This is a genomic window from Pseudomonas sp. HP_01 (assembly GCF_055284355.1).
This window is the reverse complement of sequence record NZ_JBTOPV010000008.1, coordinates 93,030-110,845: the sequence shown is the minus strand read 5'-3', so window position 1 is coordinate 110,845 and position 17,816 is coordinate 93,030. Positions and strand designations below refer to the sequence as shown.

Annotated in this window: 17 protein-coding genes; 5 read left to right on the top strand and 12 right to left on the bottom strand. The window is 59.6% G+C overall.

Features of this window, described 5'->3' with window-relative positions; translation table 11 throughout:
* Positions 1-11: 11 nt before the first annotated feature.
* The 3 genes from flgH to ACYAR8_RS06960 form a co-directional block, all read right to left on the bottom strand.
* A complete protein-coding gene (flgH, locus tag ACYAR8_RS06970) occupies positions 12-725 on the bottom strand; it encodes a flagellar basal body L-ring protein FlgH (RefSeq protein ID WP_108122644.1) in 714 nt (237 codons plus the stop codon).
* Positions 726-822: 97 nt separating this feature from the next.
* Positions 823-1,611: a flagellar basal-body rod protein FlgG gene (flgG, locus tag ACYAR8_RS06965; protein WP_074893049.1), complete on the bottom strand. Its 789-nt coding sequence runs from the start codon at positions 1,609-1,611 to the stop codon at positions 823-825.
* Between the two features lie 47 nt (positions 1,612-1,658).
* On the bottom strand, positions 1,659-2,399 hold the full coding sequence (locus ACYAR8_RS06960) for a flagellar basal body rod protein FlgF (RefSeq protein ID WP_074893051.1): 741 nt from the start codon (positions 2,397-2,399) through the stop codon (positions 1,659-1,661).
* A 272-nt stretch (positions 2,400-2,671) separates the two neighbouring features.
* On the opposite strand from ACYAR8_RS06960, the gene ACYAR8_RS06955 reads away from it, so the two are divergent.
* Complete coding sequence (locus tag ACYAR8_RS06955) at positions 2,672-2,851, top strand: hypothetical protein (protein ID WP_074893053.1); 180 nt, start codon at positions 2,672-2,674, stop codon at positions 2,849-2,851.
* A gap of 998 nt (positions 2,852-3,849) precedes the next feature.
* Here ACYAR8_RS06955 and ACYAR8_RS06950 read toward each other — a convergent pair.
* From ACYAR8_RS06950 to ACYAR8_RS06920, 7 genes are all read right to left on the bottom strand, one after another.
* The gene (locus ACYAR8_RS06950; RefSeq protein WP_463579463.1) at positions 3,850-5,586 is read right to left on the bottom strand and encodes a flagellar hook protein FlgE; all 1,737 of its coding nucleotides are present in this window, start codon (positions 5,584-5,586) and stop codon (positions 3,850-3,852) included.
* Positions 5,587-5,842: 256 nt separating this feature from the next.
* A complete protein-coding gene (flgE, locus tag ACYAR8_RS06945) occupies positions 5,843-7,177 on the bottom strand; it encodes a flagellar hook protein FlgE (protein WP_108122596.1) in 1,335 nt (444 codons plus the stop codon).
* 29 nt (positions 7,178-7,206) lie between these two features.
* Positions 7,207-7,926 carry a flagellar hook assembly protein FlgD gene (locus tag ACYAR8_RS06940; protein ID WP_463579462.1) on the bottom strand — a complete coding sequence of 240 codons (720 nt, stop codon included), beginning with the start codon at positions 7,924-7,926 and terminating at the stop codon, positions 7,207-7,209.
* Between the two features lie 15 nt (positions 7,927-7,941).
* Positions 7,942-8,385 (bottom strand): flagellar basal body rod protein FlgC, encoded by a 444-nt coding sequence (gene flgC / locus ACYAR8_RS06935; protein ID WP_074893061.1) that lies wholly within the window; start codon positions 8,383-8,385, stop codon positions 7,942-7,944.
* A 3-nt stretch (positions 8,386-8,388) separates the two neighbouring features.
* Positions 8,389-8,796: a flagellar basal body rod protein FlgB gene (flgB, locus tag ACYAR8_RS06930; RefSeq protein ID WP_074893064.1), complete on the bottom strand. Its 408-nt coding sequence runs from the start codon at positions 8,794-8,796 to the stop codon at positions 8,389-8,391.
* 1,145 nt (positions 8,797-9,941) lie between these two features.
* Complete coding sequence (cheR, locus tag ACYAR8_RS06925; RefSeq protein WP_074893103.1) at positions 9,942-10,769, bottom strand: protein-glutamate O-methyltransferase CheR; 828 nt, start codon at positions 10,767-10,769, stop codon at positions 9,942-9,944.
* A gap of 44 nt (positions 10,770-10,813) precedes the next feature.
* Positions 10,814-11,746, bottom strand: coding sequence for a chemotaxis protein CheV (locus ACYAR8_RS06920; RefSeq protein WP_074893101.1), 933 nt, complete (start codon positions 11,744-11,746; stop codon positions 10,814-10,816).
* 73 nt (positions 11,747-11,819) lie between these two features.
* On the opposite strand from ACYAR8_RS06920, the gene flgA reads away from it, so the two are divergent.
* From flgA to ACYAR8_RS06900, 4 genes are all read left to right on the top strand, one after another.
* The gene (gene flgA / locus ACYAR8_RS06915; protein WP_074893099.1) at positions 11,820-12,581 is read left to right on the top strand and encodes a flagellar basal body P-ring formation chaperone FlgA; all 762 of its coding nucleotides are present in this window, start codon (positions 11,820-11,822) and stop codon (positions 12,579-12,581) included.
* 170 nt (positions 12,582-12,751) lie between these two features.
* Positions 12,752-13,069, top strand: a complete 318-nt coding sequence (flgM, locus tag ACYAR8_RS06910; RefSeq protein WP_074893097.1) for a flagellar biosynthesis anti-sigma factor FlgM — start codon at positions 12,752-12,754, stop codon at positions 13,067-13,069.
* 49 nt (positions 13,070-13,118) lie between these two features.
* Positions 13,119-13,586 (top strand): flagella synthesis protein FlgN, encoded by a 468-nt coding sequence (locus ACYAR8_RS06905; protein WP_074893095.1) that lies wholly within the window; start codon positions 13,119-13,121, stop codon positions 13,584-13,586.
* An 82-nt stretch (positions 13,587-13,668) separates the two neighbouring features.
* Positions 13,669-14,409, top strand: a complete 741-nt coding sequence (locus ACYAR8_RS06900) for a flagellar brake protein (protein WP_074893093.1) — start codon at positions 13,669-13,671, stop codon at positions 14,407-14,409.
* 326 nt (positions 14,410-14,735) lie between these two features.
* Here ACYAR8_RS06900 and ACYAR8_RS06895 read toward each other — a convergent pair whose 3' ends face one another.
* Both ACYAR8_RS06895 and ACYAR8_RS06890 read right to left on the bottom strand, forming a co-directional pair.
* Positions 14,736-16,214, bottom strand: a complete 1,479-nt coding sequence (locus ACYAR8_RS06895; RefSeq protein ID WP_463579461.1) for an MFS transporter — start codon at positions 16,212-16,214, stop codon at positions 14,736-14,738.
* 54 nt (positions 16,215-16,268) lie between these two features.
* On the bottom strand, positions 16,269-17,510 hold the full coding sequence (locus ACYAR8_RS06890; protein ID WP_463579467.1) for a glutamine synthetase family protein: 1,242 nt from the start codon (positions 17,508-17,510) through the stop codon (positions 16,269-16,271).
* Positions 17,511-17,816: the final 306 nt, after the last annotated feature.

The window sequence follows — 17,816 nt, the reverse complement described above, 5'->3', positions numbered from 1 at the left end:
CTATCCCGCTATCAGAAAGGGAACAACGGGCTGAGGAAGAATCGGTCGAACCAGCCTGGCTGACTGGAATCGGCAAACGCGCCTGTACCGGAATAAGTAATGCGTGCATCGGCAATACGAGTCGACGACACGGTGTTGTCGGTAGCGATGTCGTCGGCACGAATCAGGCCGGCGATGCGCACCAGTTCGTCACCGGTGTTCAGGGTCATCCACTTCTCGCCGCGCACCAGCAAAATGCCGTTGGGCATTACGTCAGCGACGGTCACGGTGATCGAGCCGGTCAGGCTGTTGCTCTGCGCGGCCTTGCCGTCACCCTTGGTGGAGCGGTCGCCGGTGTACCCGGCGTCCAGACTGAGATTGCCGCCACCCACCGGGTTGTTGGTGCTGACGCCAGCACCGAACAGCGAGGTCAGGCCGAGGCTGGTTTTGCTGTTCTTGCTGATCCCTGAGCTGGCGGCCTTGCTGGCGGCCATCTTCTCGGAGAGCGTGATGGTGATGATGTCGCCGACCCGATAAGCCTTACGGTCGCCGTACAGGTTCTGCTCGAAACCGGCCTGATAAATTGAACCGTTGCTGGCCGCTGAAGGCAGCGGCGTGCGCGGCAACACCGGCGCGTAATAAGGGTCATTGGGTTTGGCCGCAGGCGCAACGCAGCCGGTCAGCAGCGCGATACCGCACAGCGGTGCTGCCAACAGGGAAAGCCGCAATACAGAGAGCCGTTTCATGACACTTAAAACCTCGCGGTGTAGCAGGCGCTTTTCAGGCGCCCCTTGGAATTGATCAGGTGTTTCGCAGCAGGACATCAGGTGCTTCAAGACCGGCTTACAGGTTCTGCGTGACGTACTGGAGCATCGAGTCAGCGGTCGAGATCACTTTGGAGTTCATCTCGTAGGCGCGCTGTGTGGTGATCATGTTCACCAGTTCTTCAACGGTGCTGACGTTGGAGTTTTCCAGGGTGTTCTGCTTGACCACGCCCAGACCGTTGAGGCCCGGGGTACCGACCTGCGGTGCACCGCTGGATGCGGTTTCCAGGTACAGGTTGCCGCCCTGGGATTGCAGGCCGGCCGGGTTGATGAAGTCGGCGGTCTGTACGTTGCCGATGACCTGCGGAGTCGCAGCGTTGGCCGACGTGGTGACCGATACGGTGCCGTCTTCGCCGACGGTGAAGGTCTGCGAATCCTGCGGAACGACGATCGCAGGCTCCAGCGCGTAACCGTTGGAGGTCACGATCTGGCCGTTGCTGTCGAGGTGGAACGTACCGTCACGGGTGTACGCCAGGGTGCCGTCAGGCTGACGGATCTGGAAGAAACCGCGGCCGTTGACCGCCATGTCCAGCGGCTGGTTGGTGGTCTGCAGGCTGCCGGCGGTGAAGTTTTTCTGGGTGCCGACGATGCGCACACCGGTACCCAGTTGCAGGCCCGACGGCAGCTCGCTGTCCTGAGTGGACTGGGCGCCTGGCTGACGCTTGATCTGGTAGAGCAAGTCCTGGAATTCCGCACGGTCGCTTTTGAAACCGGTGGTCGAAACGTTGGCCAGGTTGTTGGAAATGGTCGTCAGGTTGGTGTCCTGGGCGGCCAGACCGGTTTTAGCAACATAGAGTGCCGGAAGCATGTTTGAATCTCCTCGAGCGCCTGTTTATCGGCGCAAGCTGTCAGTCATTAGCCCATTTGCAAGACGCGAGCCATCGACTCGTCATCCTGCTCGGCGGTCTTCATCATCTTGATGTGCAGTTCGAATTGGCGGGACAGCGCCAGCACCGAGGTCATCTCATCAACGGCGTTGACGTTGCTGGCCTGCAGAAACCCGGATTCGACCTGGACGTCGGCATCGGCCTGGGCCGGCCTGCCGCTCTTGGTGTGCATGAGACCGTCGGGGCCTTTTTCCATGGTGGTCTGGTCGCCCTTGACCAGCTTGATGCGGTCGATCTGCGCCATGACCTGCGGGCTTTCACCCAGCGAGCGGACACTGATGGTGCCGTCGGCGCCGATCTCGATCTGCTGCTGAGGCGGCACGGCAATCGGCCCGCTGTTGCCCATGACCGGCAAACCATTGCCATCACGTAACACGCCGAGGGCGTCGATGTTCATGCTGGAGGTGCGGGTGTAGGCTTCGCCGCCATCGGCTGTCTGCACCGCCATCCAGCCGTTGCCTTTGACGGCGACGTCCAGTTCGCGACCGGTGTCGACCATCGCGCCCTGGCTGAAGTCAGTGCCTGGACGTTCGCTCATGGCGTACGCACGGGACGGGTTGACCTCACCGAACACGGGCATCGAGCGCGCCTGCTCAAGGTCGCGCTGAAACCCGTTGGTCGAAACGTTCGCCAGGTTGTTGGCATGGGCTTTTTGGGCGATGGCGTTTTCTGACGCTCCGCTCATGGCCACGTATAGCAACTTGTCCACAGTCTTCCTCCTCCGACAGACGCTTGCCGTCTGTAGCTGTACTGAACAGGTCATAGCAATAATCGAACCAGTTTTTCAGCGGTGATACAAAGCGTTGATTCTTCAATGATTCCGGCAGCATTTGGCGGACCGGGATCCGGTTTGCGCCGCCGCGCGACAGCAGACTGCCGGTTTCCTGCAAATCGACGGCAACGAGCGCCAGAAAACTTTCCATCGGGGTGCGAAACTTGCAGCGTTTTGTGAATTCGCTTCAGTCGCCACGGAAAACTGTCATGGGTCTGCGCATCGCCCTACTCCTCACACTGGTTGCCAGCTCGTTTGCCATTTGGGCAGCGCCGGCGCCCTATTTCCTCTGGCAAGGCGCCCACCGCACGGTCTGCGCCCAGACCAGCCCCGGCGAAGGCTGGACAAGGATCAGCGCCGCGTATGTGAAGTCGGATTGTTCGATTTAAAGGGCGCTGCTTTAGTAGGAGCGCGGCTTGTCCCGCGACCTGGCGCGCAGCGGCAGTAAACCTGACGCCCTGGCAACGCCTGACACGCCTCACGTACCGGTTTTACTGCCGCTGCGCGCCAGATCGCGAGCAAGCTCACTCCTACAGGTTCCGCAGCGTCCGCAGAATTTAGCGCAGACCAAAACCGTGCCTGACCTTGTGCAGATTCCGAGCCGGACGACGATCAAATGTAGGAGTGAGCTTGCTCGCGAAGGCGGTTTGCCTGACACGAATCAATCGCCTGACACGCCGCCTTCGCCAGCAAGCCGATCCCTACCGATTCTGTCTCCTCCACAAAATTTGTGGCTTGCCGATATCCACTGTAGGAGCGCGCTTGCCCGCGAAGGCGGTGTATCTGTGACAGATCCATCGCCTGACACACCGCCTTCGCCAGCAAGCCGGCCCCTACGGATTCTGTGTCCTCCACAAAATTTGTGGCTTGCCGAGATCCACTGTAGGAGTGAGCTTGCTCGCGAAAGCGGTGTGTCTGTGACAGATCAATCGCCTGACACGCCGCCTTCGCCAGCAAGCCGGCCCCTACGGATTCTGTGTCCTCCACAAAATTTGTGGCTTGCCGAGATCCACTGTAGGAGCGCGCTTGCCCGCGAAGGCGGTGTATCTGTGACAGATCCATCGCCTGACACACCGCCTTCCCTAGCAAGCCGGCTCCTACGGATTCTGTGTCTTCCACAAAATTTGTGGCTTGCCGAGATCCACTGTAGGAGCGCGCTTGCCCGCGAAGGCGGTTTGCCTGTGACGAATCAATCGCCTGAAACGCCGCCTTCGCCAGCAAGCCGGCTACGGATTTCGGGTACGCCAAAAAATTTGTGCCTTGCCGAGATCCACTGTAGGAGCGCGCTTGCCCGCGAAGGCGGCCTATCTGTGACAGATCCATCGCCTGACACACCGCCTTCCCCGCTAAAGCCGGTCACACATTCGCGTCCACGCTAAATCCCGGATCAGGTCGCGCGTATCAGCGTCTGCATCAGTTCCGCCTCCGTCGACAGGGTTTTCGAGTTGGCCTGATACGCCGTCTGCGCCTGGATCAGCTCGACCAGCTCATTGGTCAACGTGACGTTGGAGCCCTCCAGCGAGTGCCCGATAACGCTGCCCAAGGTGCCGACACCCGGCGTGTCGTAATTGGCGACTCCCGAGGCCAGGGTTTCGACCCAGCGCGTGTCGCTCACCGGCTGCAGCCCTTGATTGTTGGCGAAGCTGGCGAGCATGACCTGACCCACGTTGCGGTGCAGGCCATTGCTGAAGCCGATCATCAGCATGCCGCTCTTGTCGATCGTCAATTGGGTGGCCTGCCCTGCCGCATGGCCGTCGATGACGATGTTGCTGCTGCCGGTGGCGGCGTTGTGCTGAGTGGTCTTGCTGAAGTCCATGACAATCCCGTCGGCATTTCCCACCGCGCCATTCGCACCCCACCGCCCGCCCGGCTTGTTGCCGTCCAGCGGTTTGGCCGGCACCCAGCCTTCGAGGGTCAGGGTGTTGTTGGCGGCGGTCAGCCACTGACTGCCGATCAGCGATTGCAACGAGCCGCCTGAGTCAAACAGCATGCTCGCCGTCGACGGCGCCGTGCTGGTCGGATCCTGCGGGTTGCGCCCGTCAATCAGCGTATGCATCTTCCAGCTGTTGCTGCCGTCTTTGACAAAGTACTGGGTCATCTCGTGGCGCATGCCCAGGCTGTCGAAAACGCCGTAGGTGGACGCCTTGGTGAAGGTGGTGATGTCAGACGGATTGAAGGTCGGCACGGGCCGCGGCATGAGCGGATCGGCCGGGTCCAGCACGGGCAGACCGCTATCGACCAGCGGCAGTGAGATCGGTCCTGGAGACGGCGCGGGGCTGGCGGTCCAGGTGCCGTTGACGTTGATCGCCGGGCGCCAGGTCTGCAGCTCCAACTCGGTGTCGGAAATCATCTTGACCGCCGCCGTCGGGCCGGTGAGTGAAAGCTTGCCGGCCGCAGACACCTGCAAACCGATCTCCAGCGGGGCGTTACTGGTGGGATCCAGCGGGTTAACGCCGTCGACGAGAATGTACGACGTCCAGTTATTGTCCTCGGTCTTGACGAAATATTGCTTGAGCTCGTGATCCTGTGGCGGAACGCCGGCGTCCTGAATTACCCGCCCGGTTACCCGGGTGAAGGTGGTCGGGTCGCCGGGATCGAAGCGCGGAAGAGCGCCGAGTGACGCCGACGCCGCATTCAGGTTGAGGGTCTGCTCCATTTTGCCGGTGGCTTTGGGCGACATGCCTGCCGAATCAATTTTCAAATCCGTGCGAACGCCGGTGATCACTTTCCCGTCATCGGTAATCCCATAACCCTGCAAGCGACTGCCGTGGGCGTCGACGACAAAATTCTTCGCATCCTTGATGAATGCCCCTGACCGGCCGTAACTGATGGAACCGGCGTCACTCATGACAAAGAAACCGTTGCCCTGAATGCGCATGTCGAGCGCCCGCCCCTCGCTGGTGATGACCCCGCCGGGCGCGAAGTTCTGCGAGACGTTGGCCACTTGCACCCCATCCCCTGAGGCTGTGCGGCTGCCGCCGAGCATGGATGAGGAATACACCGCCGAGAATTCGGCGCGAGAGGATTTGAAACCGGACGTGTGGACGTTGGCGATGTTGTTGCCGGCCACTTCCATGCGTTTGTGCGCCGCGTGCAAACCTGAAACCGCTGTGTTGAATGACATGAACACTCCCTGAGTCGTTGCTAAACGACACGCTCGTCAATGCATCGAAGTTCGCGGGCAAAGGAATGCAATCGAACGGCCCCGTAAACGGCCCCGCGCAATGGCATTTATTTGTCAGCGGACTTGATTCTCGCAAAGACGAAAGTAGGAAGTTTCCAGTTGTAGAGTGGGATGGCTCTCGATATTTCAGTCAAAAAAAAGCCATAAAAAAAGCCCCTCAGAGAGGGGCTTCATTGACCGTGTCCAGCGACCGTTATCAGGTCATCTGAATGGTGGTCTGCATGATGGTGCTTTGTGTCGAAATGGTCTTGGCGTTCGCCTGGTAGTTGCTTTGCGCCTTGATCAGGTTGACCAGCTCGCCGGTCAGGTCGACGTTGGATTCTTCCAGCGCCTGCCCGGTCAGGTAACCCAGCGTACCCGACTGCGGCGCGCCGGTGACCGGAATGCCCGATGCCGACGATTCGCGCCAGGCGGTGCCGCCTGCCGGGGACAGGCCCTGGACGTTGGCGAAGTTGGTCAGCGACACCTGACCGATGACCTTCGACTGACCGTTGGTGTAGGTCGCGAACATGTTGCCGGTGGCGTCGATGTTCATCGCCGTGATCTGGCCGGTGGCGTAGCCGTCCTGGGTCTTGTTGATTGCACCCGACACCGCGTTGGTCTGGGTGGTCGCCAGCATGTTGAGCTTGATCCCGCCCGCGTTGGCAGCCGCGCCGTTACTCGCCCAGGTGGTGGTACTGCCAACGGTAGTCTTGGCAGCCGGCACCCAGTTATTGAGGGAGAAAACACCGTCCGTACCAATGCTCACGTTGGGCGAGTTGGTGGTGTCCGGGCTACCGGTGCCGCTGGTGATCAAGCCACCCGACGAATCGAAGGTCACGGCTGTGGCGTCAGGCTTGGTGGACGTTGGATCGTTGATGCTGCGGCCATCCACCAGGCTGTACATGGTCCAGGTATTGGTGCCCGTCTTCGCGAAATACTGGTCGAGGGTGTGCTGGTTACCCTGACTGTCGTACATAGGCGTGCTGTAGGTCGTGGTGTAGCTGCTGGTGTCCGACGGCGAGAACGTCGCAACGGTCGGGACGGTGGACGAAGAGTTCAGGTTGGAGGCGACGGTGATCAAACTGGTGCTTTTCGGCGCCAGGTTTGAGGAGTCGACACGCAGGTTGCTCAGCACGCCCGTGGCGACATTGCCCTGACCGTCAACGCTGTAGCCCTGGAGATTGTTGCCCGCCTCGTTGACGATGTAGCCATCGGAATCGGTGTGAAATGCGCCGGCGCGGGTGTAAAGCTTCTCGCCGTTGTTGCTCATCATGAAGAAGCCGTTGCCGTTGATCGCCAGATCCAGACTGCGCCCGGTACCGGTGTTCAGCGTGCCCTGGGTGAACTGCTGTGAAACGGCGGCGGTGTAAACGCCGCTACCGGTATTGGAAGTGCCGGAGGTGCCGCGAATTGACTGGGCGTACTGGTCTGCAAACTCCGCACGGGAAGATTTGAAACCGGTGGTCGCGACGTTGGCAATGTTGTTGCCGGTGACGTCGAGACTTTTGTTTGCCGCGTAGAGCCCACTAAGACCAACATTGAAAGACATGATTTAACTCCTGCGCCGTCTAGTCGGCTCTAAATTCCGATTTGCTTGATTTTTGCCAGTGCCACCTGGGTGCCGCCGGCGAGGTTCAACGTCATGTCAGAGCCCGTTGTGCCCATGGTTACGCTGTTCACTGTCGCCGGCAGGTAGGTGCTCAGCTGAGTGCCCTTACCGTCCAGCTTGCCGTTGGCGACGAAGCTGTAGTTGCCCGCTGCCGCCGCCGCGCCGCTGTCGTCCAGGCCATCCCAGCTAAAGGATGTGGTGCCGGCGGCCTGAGTACCCAGGTCGATGGTGCGCACGACGTTGGTACCGGTGCTGTCGTAGATCTTCACCGTGGTGTCGGCGCTGGACGATGGCAACACCACCGAACCTGTCATCGCCTTGCTGGTGTCGACGTAGGTCGAACCGGCGTCCACGGTCACCGAGCGGCCGACCAGCGAAGAAGCCTGCAACGCCTGGGACGACTGATACATGGTGCTGATCGAGTCAACCGAGGTGCTCAGGTTCTGCATGGTTTCCAGGCTGCTGAACTGGGCCAGCTGCGCCACGAACTCGCTGTTGTCCTGAGGATCCAGCGGGTTCTGGTTCTGCATCTGCGTGACCAGCAACTGCAGGAACGAATCCTTGCCCAGGGAACTTGAGCCGGTGAGGCTGCTGGTGCTGGATTTAGTGCTAGTGCCTGTGGTCCCGGGGGTCGTGCTTTGCAGCCCTTTGAGGAACGACGAGGTAGCGTCTGTGTTTGAGACCGTCATGGATTTCGCCCTTTATCACTGACCCAGGGTCAGGACCTTCTGCATCATTGTTTTCGCGGTGTTCATGATTTCCGCATTGGTCTGGAACGAACGGCTGGCCGAGATCATGTCGGCCATCTCGTTGACGACGTTGACGTTCGGGTAATACACGTAGCCGTTCTTGTCGGCTGACGGGTGATTTGGCTCGTAACGTGCTTCGAGGTTGGAGGCGTCTTCGATGATGCCGGAAACCTGTACGCCGGTGCCGGCCTGGCCCTGGTCTTCGAACAGCGATGCGCTGCCGCCGGCTTCCTGGCCCTGGAAGACTGTGGCGAACACCGGATGGCGGGCGCGATAGGTCTTGTCCATGCTGGAGGACACGGTTTCGGCGTTGGCGATGTTGCTGGCCACGGTGTTGAGGCGGGTGTTCTGGGCACTCATGCCGCTACCGGCAATATTGAAAACACTGGACAGGGACATGGATTACTCTCCGCGCAGGGCTGCAACCAGCCCTTTGAATTTGCTGTTGAGCAAGGTGAAGCTGGCCTGAAAACCGATGGCGTTTTCGGCGTAGTTGGCATTTTCGACTTGGGAGTCGACGGTGTTCTGATCCAGCGACGGCTGCGACGGGGTGCGGTAGAGCAGGCTGGCTTCGCCATCGCTCATGCCTTCGGCTTCGATGTGACGGTTGTTGGTCATGTCGAGGGCGAAGTGGCCGTTTTTGCTTTTGTCGCTTTCGGCGGCCAGGACTTTGGAGAAGTCGAGGTCACGCGCCTTGTAGTTGGGGGTGTCGGCGTTGGTGATGTTGTTGGCCAGCACTTCGGCACGCTGGGCGCGGAAGTTGAGTGCTTTTTCGTGGATGCCGAGGGCGTTTTCAAAACTGATGCTCATGTCGGGACCTTTGAGGGCTGACCAGATGTACGTGCAGGAGTTATAGCAAGGTGTGTGCCACTTTCTGAAAGCACGGGTTTACGGGGGCTGCAGGGTGTTGGTGAGGAGGGATGACAGAAAAGCGGCAAGGGATTTCCGCTCATTGGGAGGAAAGCGGCAAGAGCGGTGCCGTTTTTTTGCCGTATTGCGCGTCAGCGTCAGCGCGGAAGATCAAGATCAACAGCGTCTGCCTAGGGGCAGACTGTTTCGCCTTCGGCGAGTTACTTGGAAAAGCACCCCAAGTAACCAAAGGTGCTTGCTCCTGGTTAGGTCCCTCCTCCGTCGGGATACCCTCACTCCGACGACGCTCCGTGGGCCCGCGCCGAACGGACATCCATGTCCTGACGGCGCTCTCGCGGCATCCATGCCGCTCGGCCCACTGCGCGTCGTCTGCGTTAGGCCGGCACCAAAGTCGCGATTCGTGTCGTCTGCGCTGGCTGTGCATGAAGATCAAGAGCAGATCAAAGGCTTCCCGGCTAAAGCCGGTCCCACTGACCGTGCGCGAATACCTGTAGGACTGGCTTTAGCCGGGAAGCTCTTGATCTGCTCTTGATCTGCTCTTGATCTGCTCTTGATCTGCTTTAGATGTGCTTTTGATCTTCGTACACAAAAGGTCCAGTCACCGCCAATCGCGACTTGGGTGCAGGCTGAACGCAGGTCTCGCGCAGTGGGCCGAGCCGCATGGATGCGGCGAGAGCGCCGTCAGGGCATGGATGCCCGTTCGGCGCGGGCCCACGGAGCGAGACCGAAGTGAAGGAACCCTGAGGAACGAAGGGCCCAACCAGGAGCAAGCACCCTTGGTTACTTGGGGTGCTTTTCCAAGTAACTCGCCGAAGGCGAAATGTCTGCCGTGAGGCAGATGCTCTTGACCTTGCTGTAATAAGCCGCACCGCGCACTCGGGGACAGATTGATTTACGGTGAAGCGCTGTAAATAAATCAGTCCCCTTAAAAATGTTTCCAAGTAACTCGCCGAAGGCGAAATGTCTGCCATTAGGCAGACCAAACTCAGCGCCACCACAATTAACCCGCTGCCAAAAATCCAAGCGCCAACACAACATAAAAAAACCCGCCTAAGCGGGTTCTAATAAAGCGAAAGAGCAGCCAATCACTTGGCCTGATAAATAATCCCGGGACTGCACTGCACCATCTGATAATGATCGGGCAACCCGTTCAAGGCCTCCGACGCGCCCAGGAACAAATACCCCCCCGGCTTCAACGTCGAATGAATGCGCAGCAAAATATCCTTCTTCACCTCCGCCGAAAAATAAATCAGCACGTTGCGACAAAACACGATATCGAACTTGCCCAACGCCGCATAACTGTCCAACAGATTGAACGACCGGAACTCCACACGGCTCTTGATCGGCGCCTTCACCGTCCAGCGCCCTGGCGTCTTCTGATCGAAGAAACGCTGCAGACGATCCGGCGACAAACCCCGGCCGATCGCCAGACTGTCGTACTCACCCGTTTTGCAATTGTTCAACATCAAACCCGACAAATCCGTCGCCACAATCTGCACACCCGACTTCAACTGCCCCGGGTTACTGCGCTCGAACTCATCGATCGACATCGACAGCGAATACGGTTCCTGCCCCGAAGAACATGCCGCCGACCAGATCCGCAAACGCTGGTTGGGGCTGGCCTTCATCGCCTCCGGCAAAACCTTGTTCTTCAGCACCTCGAAGGGGTACGTATCGCGAAACCACAACGTCTCGTTGGTCGTCATCGCATCGACCACCTGCTCGCGCAAACCACTGCGCGGCTGGGTCTGGATACGCTGGATCAGCTCACTCAACGACTTGATGGACTGCTGTTCCATCAACTTGTTGAGGCGGCTGGAGACCAGATACTGTTTATTTTCACCCAGCAAAATGCCACAGGCCTTTTCCAGGAATACCCGGAACTGATCAAAATCCAAATTACCTGTAGACATGCCGCCCCTCAAATCATGTGAACAGCAAGGAGGAAAATCCCTCCTCAGCTGATATCCGCCGCCTTGATACGATCTACTACCCTCGCCGCCAGATCATCCGGCCGGAACTTGGCCAGGAAATCATCAGCGCCGACCTTCTTGACCATCGCCTGGTTGAACACGCCCGACAGCGACGTGTGCAACACGATGTGCAACTTCTGCATGCGCGGGTCGCTGCGAATCTCCGCAGTGAGGGTATAGCCATCCATCTCCGGCATTTCAATGTCGGAGATCATCATCAGGAATTCTTCTTCCGGTTTCTTGCCTTCTTCCACCAGTTTGCGCAGGAAATCCAGTGCCTGACGACCGTCATTCAACGCCGTGACTTCCACGCCGACGGTTTGCAGGCAACGCGTGACCTGTTTGCGCGCCACGGAGGAATCATCGACCGTCAACACACGCAGCGAGAGCGCCTTGTGCTGCACCTCAGCCGTAACCACACCCACGGAGATGTTCTCGGAGACCGGCGCCACTTCGGCGAGGATCTTCTCTACGTCGATGATCTCCACCAACTGATTGTCGAGACGCGTCACCGCCGTCAGGTAGTGGTCGCGCCCCGTACCCTTGGGTGGCGGATGAATGTCTTCCCAGTTCATGTTGACGATGCGTTCCACCGCGTGCACCAGGAAGCCCTGAATCTTGGTGTTGTACTCCGTGATGATCACGAAGGAATTGGCAATGTCAGACAACGGCTTGCCGCCGGTCGCCAATGCCAGATCGAGGATCGGGATGGTCCCGCCACGAATACTTGCCACACCGCGCACAATCGGACTGGATTTGGGCATATGGGTAAGTTTCGGGCACTGAAGCACCTCTTTTACCTTGAACACGTTGATCCCATACAACTGCTTGCCGTCCAACCGGAACAGCAACAGTTCAAGGCGGTTCTGCCCTACCAGTTGAGTGCGCTGGTTTACTGAATCCATCACACCAGCCATGAACCACTCCTCCCAAAACGACCAATTGCGCTACCGGATCGGTAAGCGGCACGGGCCTTGCTATTTACTCATCATGAACACACAAACGACAGTATCCCGACGCCTGGCCCCCGCAACCCGCAGCTTTCTCTGCGTGCTGGTTGCGCTGTGTCTGTTGTGTGCCGCCAGCCTCAGCCGCGCAGACAACATGACCCTGCCTGAAACACTTATCGGCGTGACCCAGGGCTTTCTTGAATTCACAGTTGAAGACTATATGGCGACCAACCAAACCGCCGGCCGCTATGAGATCGAAGTCAAACAGCTGGATCCGCGTATGCGCATGCCGCTGTGTGACAAGGATTTGACAGCCTCACTGGAAAGCCCGGCCCAGCCCATCGGCCGCGTCACCGTCAAAGTGCGCTGTGAAGGCGCCTCACCGTGGACAGTGTTCGTACCGGCCCAGGTACATCTTTACCGCAATGTGGTCACGGCCGTACGGCCAATGAAGCGCGACGCGATCGTGACCGAAAACGATGTAGCGCTGCGCGAACGTGACGTGAGCCAACTGGGGCAGGGCTTCCTTGATTCGGTCGATCAGGCAGTCGGGCAAAAAGTTGTCCGACCAACGGTCATCGACCAGATCCTGACGCCCGTCCACCTCGATCAACCCCAAATGGTCCATAAGGGCGACCAAGTCGTGATCAGCGCTCGCAGTGGTTCGATGAGCGTGCGGATGCCGGGCGAAGCCCTGTCCGACGGCGGTTTCAACGAGCAAATACGGGTGAAGAACCTGAATTCACAACGGGTGATCAAGGCCAACATCGTTGCGCCCGGGCAAGTTGAGGTCGCTATGTAACTGACATGTATAGGTAAGACCTCTGGCGCTGCGCTTGCGCTTTTCCTACACTCGGAACCCCAGTGCTCCGCGCGACGTCCATTCGAGACTGTTTTCGCGCGAGCCCTAAAGTTATTCCGGGTATGGCCGAAACCAAGGCAAGCGTCCTAGAACCCAGAGGTTTTTCAATCATGGTCATCGACTTCAATCGTTTGAATAGCTCCACTCCCGTTGGCGGTACAACACGTACTGCCAGCACCAAGGAAGCCAGCAAAACCGAAGCTACGGCAGCGGTCAGCGGCACCTCGAGCGTGCCCGGCAGTGGTGAGGCAGTACATTTGAGCAGCGAAGCTCAACAGTTGCAGAAGATCAGTGATTCGTTGCGTGATCAGCCTGTCGTCAACAGCGCCCGTGTGGCTGAGTTGAAGCAGGCGATCGCCGACGGCAGCTATAAGGTCGACAGCAATCGTGTTGCTAGCAAACTGCTTAACTTCGAAGCCCAGCGCTAGCCCCAGGTCTGCGCAGGGGCTTCTGGACGCTTAAACACCAGGGCATGCGATGCAAGACACTACATTGCTTCAACTGATCACGGACGACATTGCGCCAACCCGGCATCTGCTGGACATCCTGAAGGCCGAGTCAGTGGCGCTTCACGGGCGCAATATGGTCGAGATGGAACACATCCTGGCGCAGAAACAGGCGCTGGTGATCGTGCTCGAGCAGCATGGACGCCGACGTACCCAGCTGATGACCAGCCTGGGTCTGCCCGCCAATCGTGCGGGACTCGAAGAAGTGGCGAAACATTCGTCAGTGGGTGAAGCCCTGTTAACCGCAGGCGATGAACTCAGCGCACTGATGAGTGAATGCCAGGCGGCCAACGAACAGAACGGCAGCCTTATCCAGCTCCAGCAACTCACCACGGCACAGCAGTTGAGGATTCTCAACGGCGGCGACACCCCGACACTGTATGACAGCCGCGGTTCGACGTCCGGCAAGGCCAGGCCGCGTCCGCTCAGCCAGGCGTAAGTTCTTGTATCAAGGTGCGCAACGTAGTGGCAATATGCCGCACGCTGAACGCTGCCGTTATTTGCCTGGAGATGGATAGACCGTGAATGCCTCAAGCGCGGAAGATGTTCCGCAGCCCCCGAAGGTACTGACCACCCCGTTGGAAATCGCTGCCAATCTGCGGCTGCTGATGGAAAGTCATGACCCGCTGATCATCACGTTCCACGAACGCAGCCAGCGGTTTCAGAGCTACGTGATCGACGTCAACCGCGACACCAACGAGATGATCCTCGACGAGATGATCCCCCGCGACGGTGAGCGTTTCCTTGCCAGCGGTGAACCGTTCCGTGTCGAAGGCTTTCACGACGGCGTGCGCATCGCCTGGGAAAGCAAAGCCCAGCTGACAGTCATCGAAGAGCCGCGCAGTTATCGCGGCCCGCTGCCTCAAGAAGTCGTCTATCACCAGCGCCGCAACGCGTTTCGCGCGGCCCTGAAGCTGGCTTCGCTGATTGATGTCGAGATCGGCGGCGACAGGCTCAAATTTCCGTTGCGGGGCAAACTGCTGGATGTCTCCGCCACGGGCTGCAAGCTGCGCTTTGAGGGCGATATATCCGAGCGCATGCAGCTGGGTCAGGTTTATGAGCGATTCATCGCCTCCCTGCCCTTCGGCAACATGACCACGCCTGTGGAATTGCGCCATCTGCACTTCGAAGAAAGGATCAACACCACGTTCGCCGGTGTGCGCTTTCACAACATGAGTGGATTGGTGCAGCGTCAGGTCGAGCGTTTCGTGTATCAGTTGCAACGCGAAGCGCGACGCTTCGACAAAGACGACGATTTCTGATCGTTGGTGGTGATCTGCTGGCGCGTTTCATGGCGCGCTGGCGGGTGGCTGAATTTTGCTGCGCTCATATCTCATCGTCTGCCCTCGCGAGCAAACTCACTCCTACAACGGTCTTGCAGTCCGCCACCCTTTATCGATGGGCGAAGATCAACTGTAGGAGCGCGCTTGCCCGCGAATGCGGTGGGTCAGCCAACATCCATTTCATAGACACACCGCCATCGCGGGCAAGGTGGAGCGCCACCCCGGTCACTCCTACAAGGGTTTTGCGGTGAACGCGGTTTCAACGTGAGACACTAGACCTGTGGGGGCAGATCAGCCCACCCCCATCACAACGGCCGATCCACCCCAACATCCCGACGCACGTCAACCACCTCCTCCGGCCCAGCCGCATCAGGTTCAGCAGCCACTTCCTCATCCATAATCGCCACCGGCCGCACAACGCCCTCACCCGATGCCACAACCCGCTCCACCATCTCTGGCTGCACTTCAGCTTCCGCCGCCACATCCGGCGCAACCTCGGTCGAAATCTCAGGCTCAGGCTCAACGTCCTGCATCTGATCCTGCACCACCTGTTCATCCACACGCGGGTCAAGGGCGACCACCAGCGGCGAGCTGGACATGCTGTCGGGCATGGCGATGTGGTGCAGCGGGGCGTCTTCGACCTGGTGCAGGTTGGTGACGGCTTTCGGACGAATACGGGTGACCAGCACCAGCGCCACGCAGCAGACGAAGGCGTAGAGCATATTGCTGCCGAACATTTTCATCAGCACGCCGGACACCAGCGGGCCGATACTCGCCCCGACGCCGTAGGTCATCAGCAGCATCGCGGTCAGGGAGACGCGGCGTTCGCCTTCAACGTGGTCGTTGGAGAAGGCCACCGCCAGCGGGTACAGGGAAAACTGCAGCAGCGAGGCAAGAAAGCCCACCACCAGCAGCACTCCCATCGGCACATTGGGGAGAATCGCCAGCGGCAGCGACGCCAGCACCAGCAACACCGCAACGCCGCGGATCAGCCAGGCGCGGTCATAGCGGTCCGACAGTTTGCCCAGCGGGCCTTGGACGATAAGGCCCGCGCCGATGCAGCTGGCCATGAACAGACCGACGTGCTCGGTGGACAGCCCCTGTTGCGCAGCATAGAGCGGCGCCAGACCGTAGAAAGAGCCGATGATCATGCCGGCGCTCAATACTGTGGTCAGGGATTGCGGTACGCGGCGCATGAAGAACAGCGGCTCCAGCGGGGCCGGGTGCATCGGCGCCGGGTGAATGCTGCGGGTCATGGCGACAGGCACAAGGCAGAGCGCGAAGCACATCGCCACGAGCATCAGCAGTTCAGGGCCGAGCTGCGGGTGGATGACCAGAATCAGCTGGCCGAGCACCAGCCCCAGGTACGAGGCGATCATGTAAAGGCTGAACACCGTGCCGCGCTGCTTGGGCGACGCCTGCTCGTTGAGCCAGCTCTCGATGACCATGTACTGGCACATCATGCCCAGGCCGACAATCATCCGCAGGAAGATCCACGCCGGCAGGTAGTCGAACAGCCCGTGGCCCAGCACCGCGGCGCCGACGATACCGGCGCAGGTTGCATACGCACGGATGTGCCCGATCCGGCCGATCAGACGGTGACCGATCTTGCCGCCCAGGGCCAGACCGACGTAGTTCGCCGCCATCAACGCACCGACCCACAGGCCATCGACCTGATCGGCGGCCAGACGCAAGGCAAGGTAGGTGCTGAGCAGGCCCGAGCCGATCAACATCATCAGCGAGGCAAAATACAGCGCTCGAAAGGACTTCCAGATTTGGCGCATAACGTTCCAAAAGACGGAAACCCTCGGTTTCAGAGGATTTCCGAACAGCGATTCTTAAGCCTGAGCGGCCAGAATGCGGCGCTCCCAGGGAGTAATTTCGTTGAAGAAGCTGGTCAGTTCCAGGGTCTTCGACGCGACGTAGCCTTCGATGAATTCGGCACCAAACAGTTCCTTGGCCAGCGAGCTGCGAGTCAGACGTTCCAGAGCAGCGTGCAAGGTACATGGCAACGACAGATTATCGGGCACAACGAACTCACCTTGAATCGGCAGGGACGGTTCCAGCTCATGCTCAATGCCATAAAGCCCTGCAGCCAGACTGGCCGCGATCGCCAGATACGGGTTGGCGTCGGCGCCGGGCAAGCGGTTCTCGACCCGACGGGCGACCGGTGCGCTGGGCGGAATGCGCAGGCCCGCCGCGCGGTTGTCGTGGGACCAGCAGGCGTTGTTCGGCGAAGCAAACGGATGGCACAGGCGCTGATAGGAATTGACGTTGGGCGCGAACAACGCGGTGAAGTCGGCCATCGCCGCCTGCTGGCCACCGATGAAGTGCTGGAACAGGTCGGTGGCCTCGCCTTCGTCGTCGCTGAAGATATTTGCGCCGGTGACGGTGTCGACCACGCTCTGATGAATGTGCATCGAGCTGCCGGGCGTGTGTGCCAGTGGTTTGGCCATGCACACCACGATCAGGCCGTGCTTGAGCGCGACTTCCTTGAGCAGGTGCTTGAACAGAAACGTCTGGTCGGCCAGCAACAGCGGATCGCCGTGCAGCAGATTGATCTCAAACTGGCTGACGCCCATTTCGTGCATAACCGTGTCACGGGGCAGGCCCAGCGCCGCCATGCAGGCATAGACTTCCTTGAAGAATGGTCGCAGGCCATTGTTGGAGCTGATGCTGAACGCCGACTGGCCGTCTTCGCGACGACCGTCCAGACCGACGGGCGGCTGAAAGGGTTGGCTCGGATCGGAATTAGGCGCGAACACAAAGAACTCAAGCTCGGTGGCCACCACCGGTGACCAGCCATGCCGGGCATAGCGGGCAATTACCGACTTGAGCTGGCCGCGGGTGGACAGTGGCGACGGCTGGCCGTCGAGTTCGTCGGCGTCGCAGATCGCCAGGGCGCGGGGCTCGTCGCTCCACGGTAGACGATGGGTCTGTTGCGGGTCCGCGATCAGCGCCAGATCGCCGTCATCGCTGCCGTAGAATTTCGACGGCGGGTAGCCGCCCATGATGCATTGCAGCAGCACGCCGCGCGCCAGCTGCAACCGACGGCCTTCCAGAAAGCCCTCGCCGGTCATCACCTTCCCTCGTGGCACGCCGTTCAAATCCGGCGTGACGCATTCAATTTCATCAATGCCCATCAGTCGCTGCGCGAGTGAATGGTGGTCATCGCTGCTCATGACTCAAATCCTTTTTCGTTGGGCACGCCGCCGTGCGGCAAGGCGGACAAAATAAGCATCAGGCGTTCGGAATATCAAGCGCATCTTTGCAGCACGGCGGGTTGGCCGGCTTCTTGCTTTTTCCGGTGCAGTAGCGCCGCAAACGCCATTTCGATGACGGCGAGCGTTCGACAAGGCCTGCCATCACAGCGGTGGCGTTCCGCC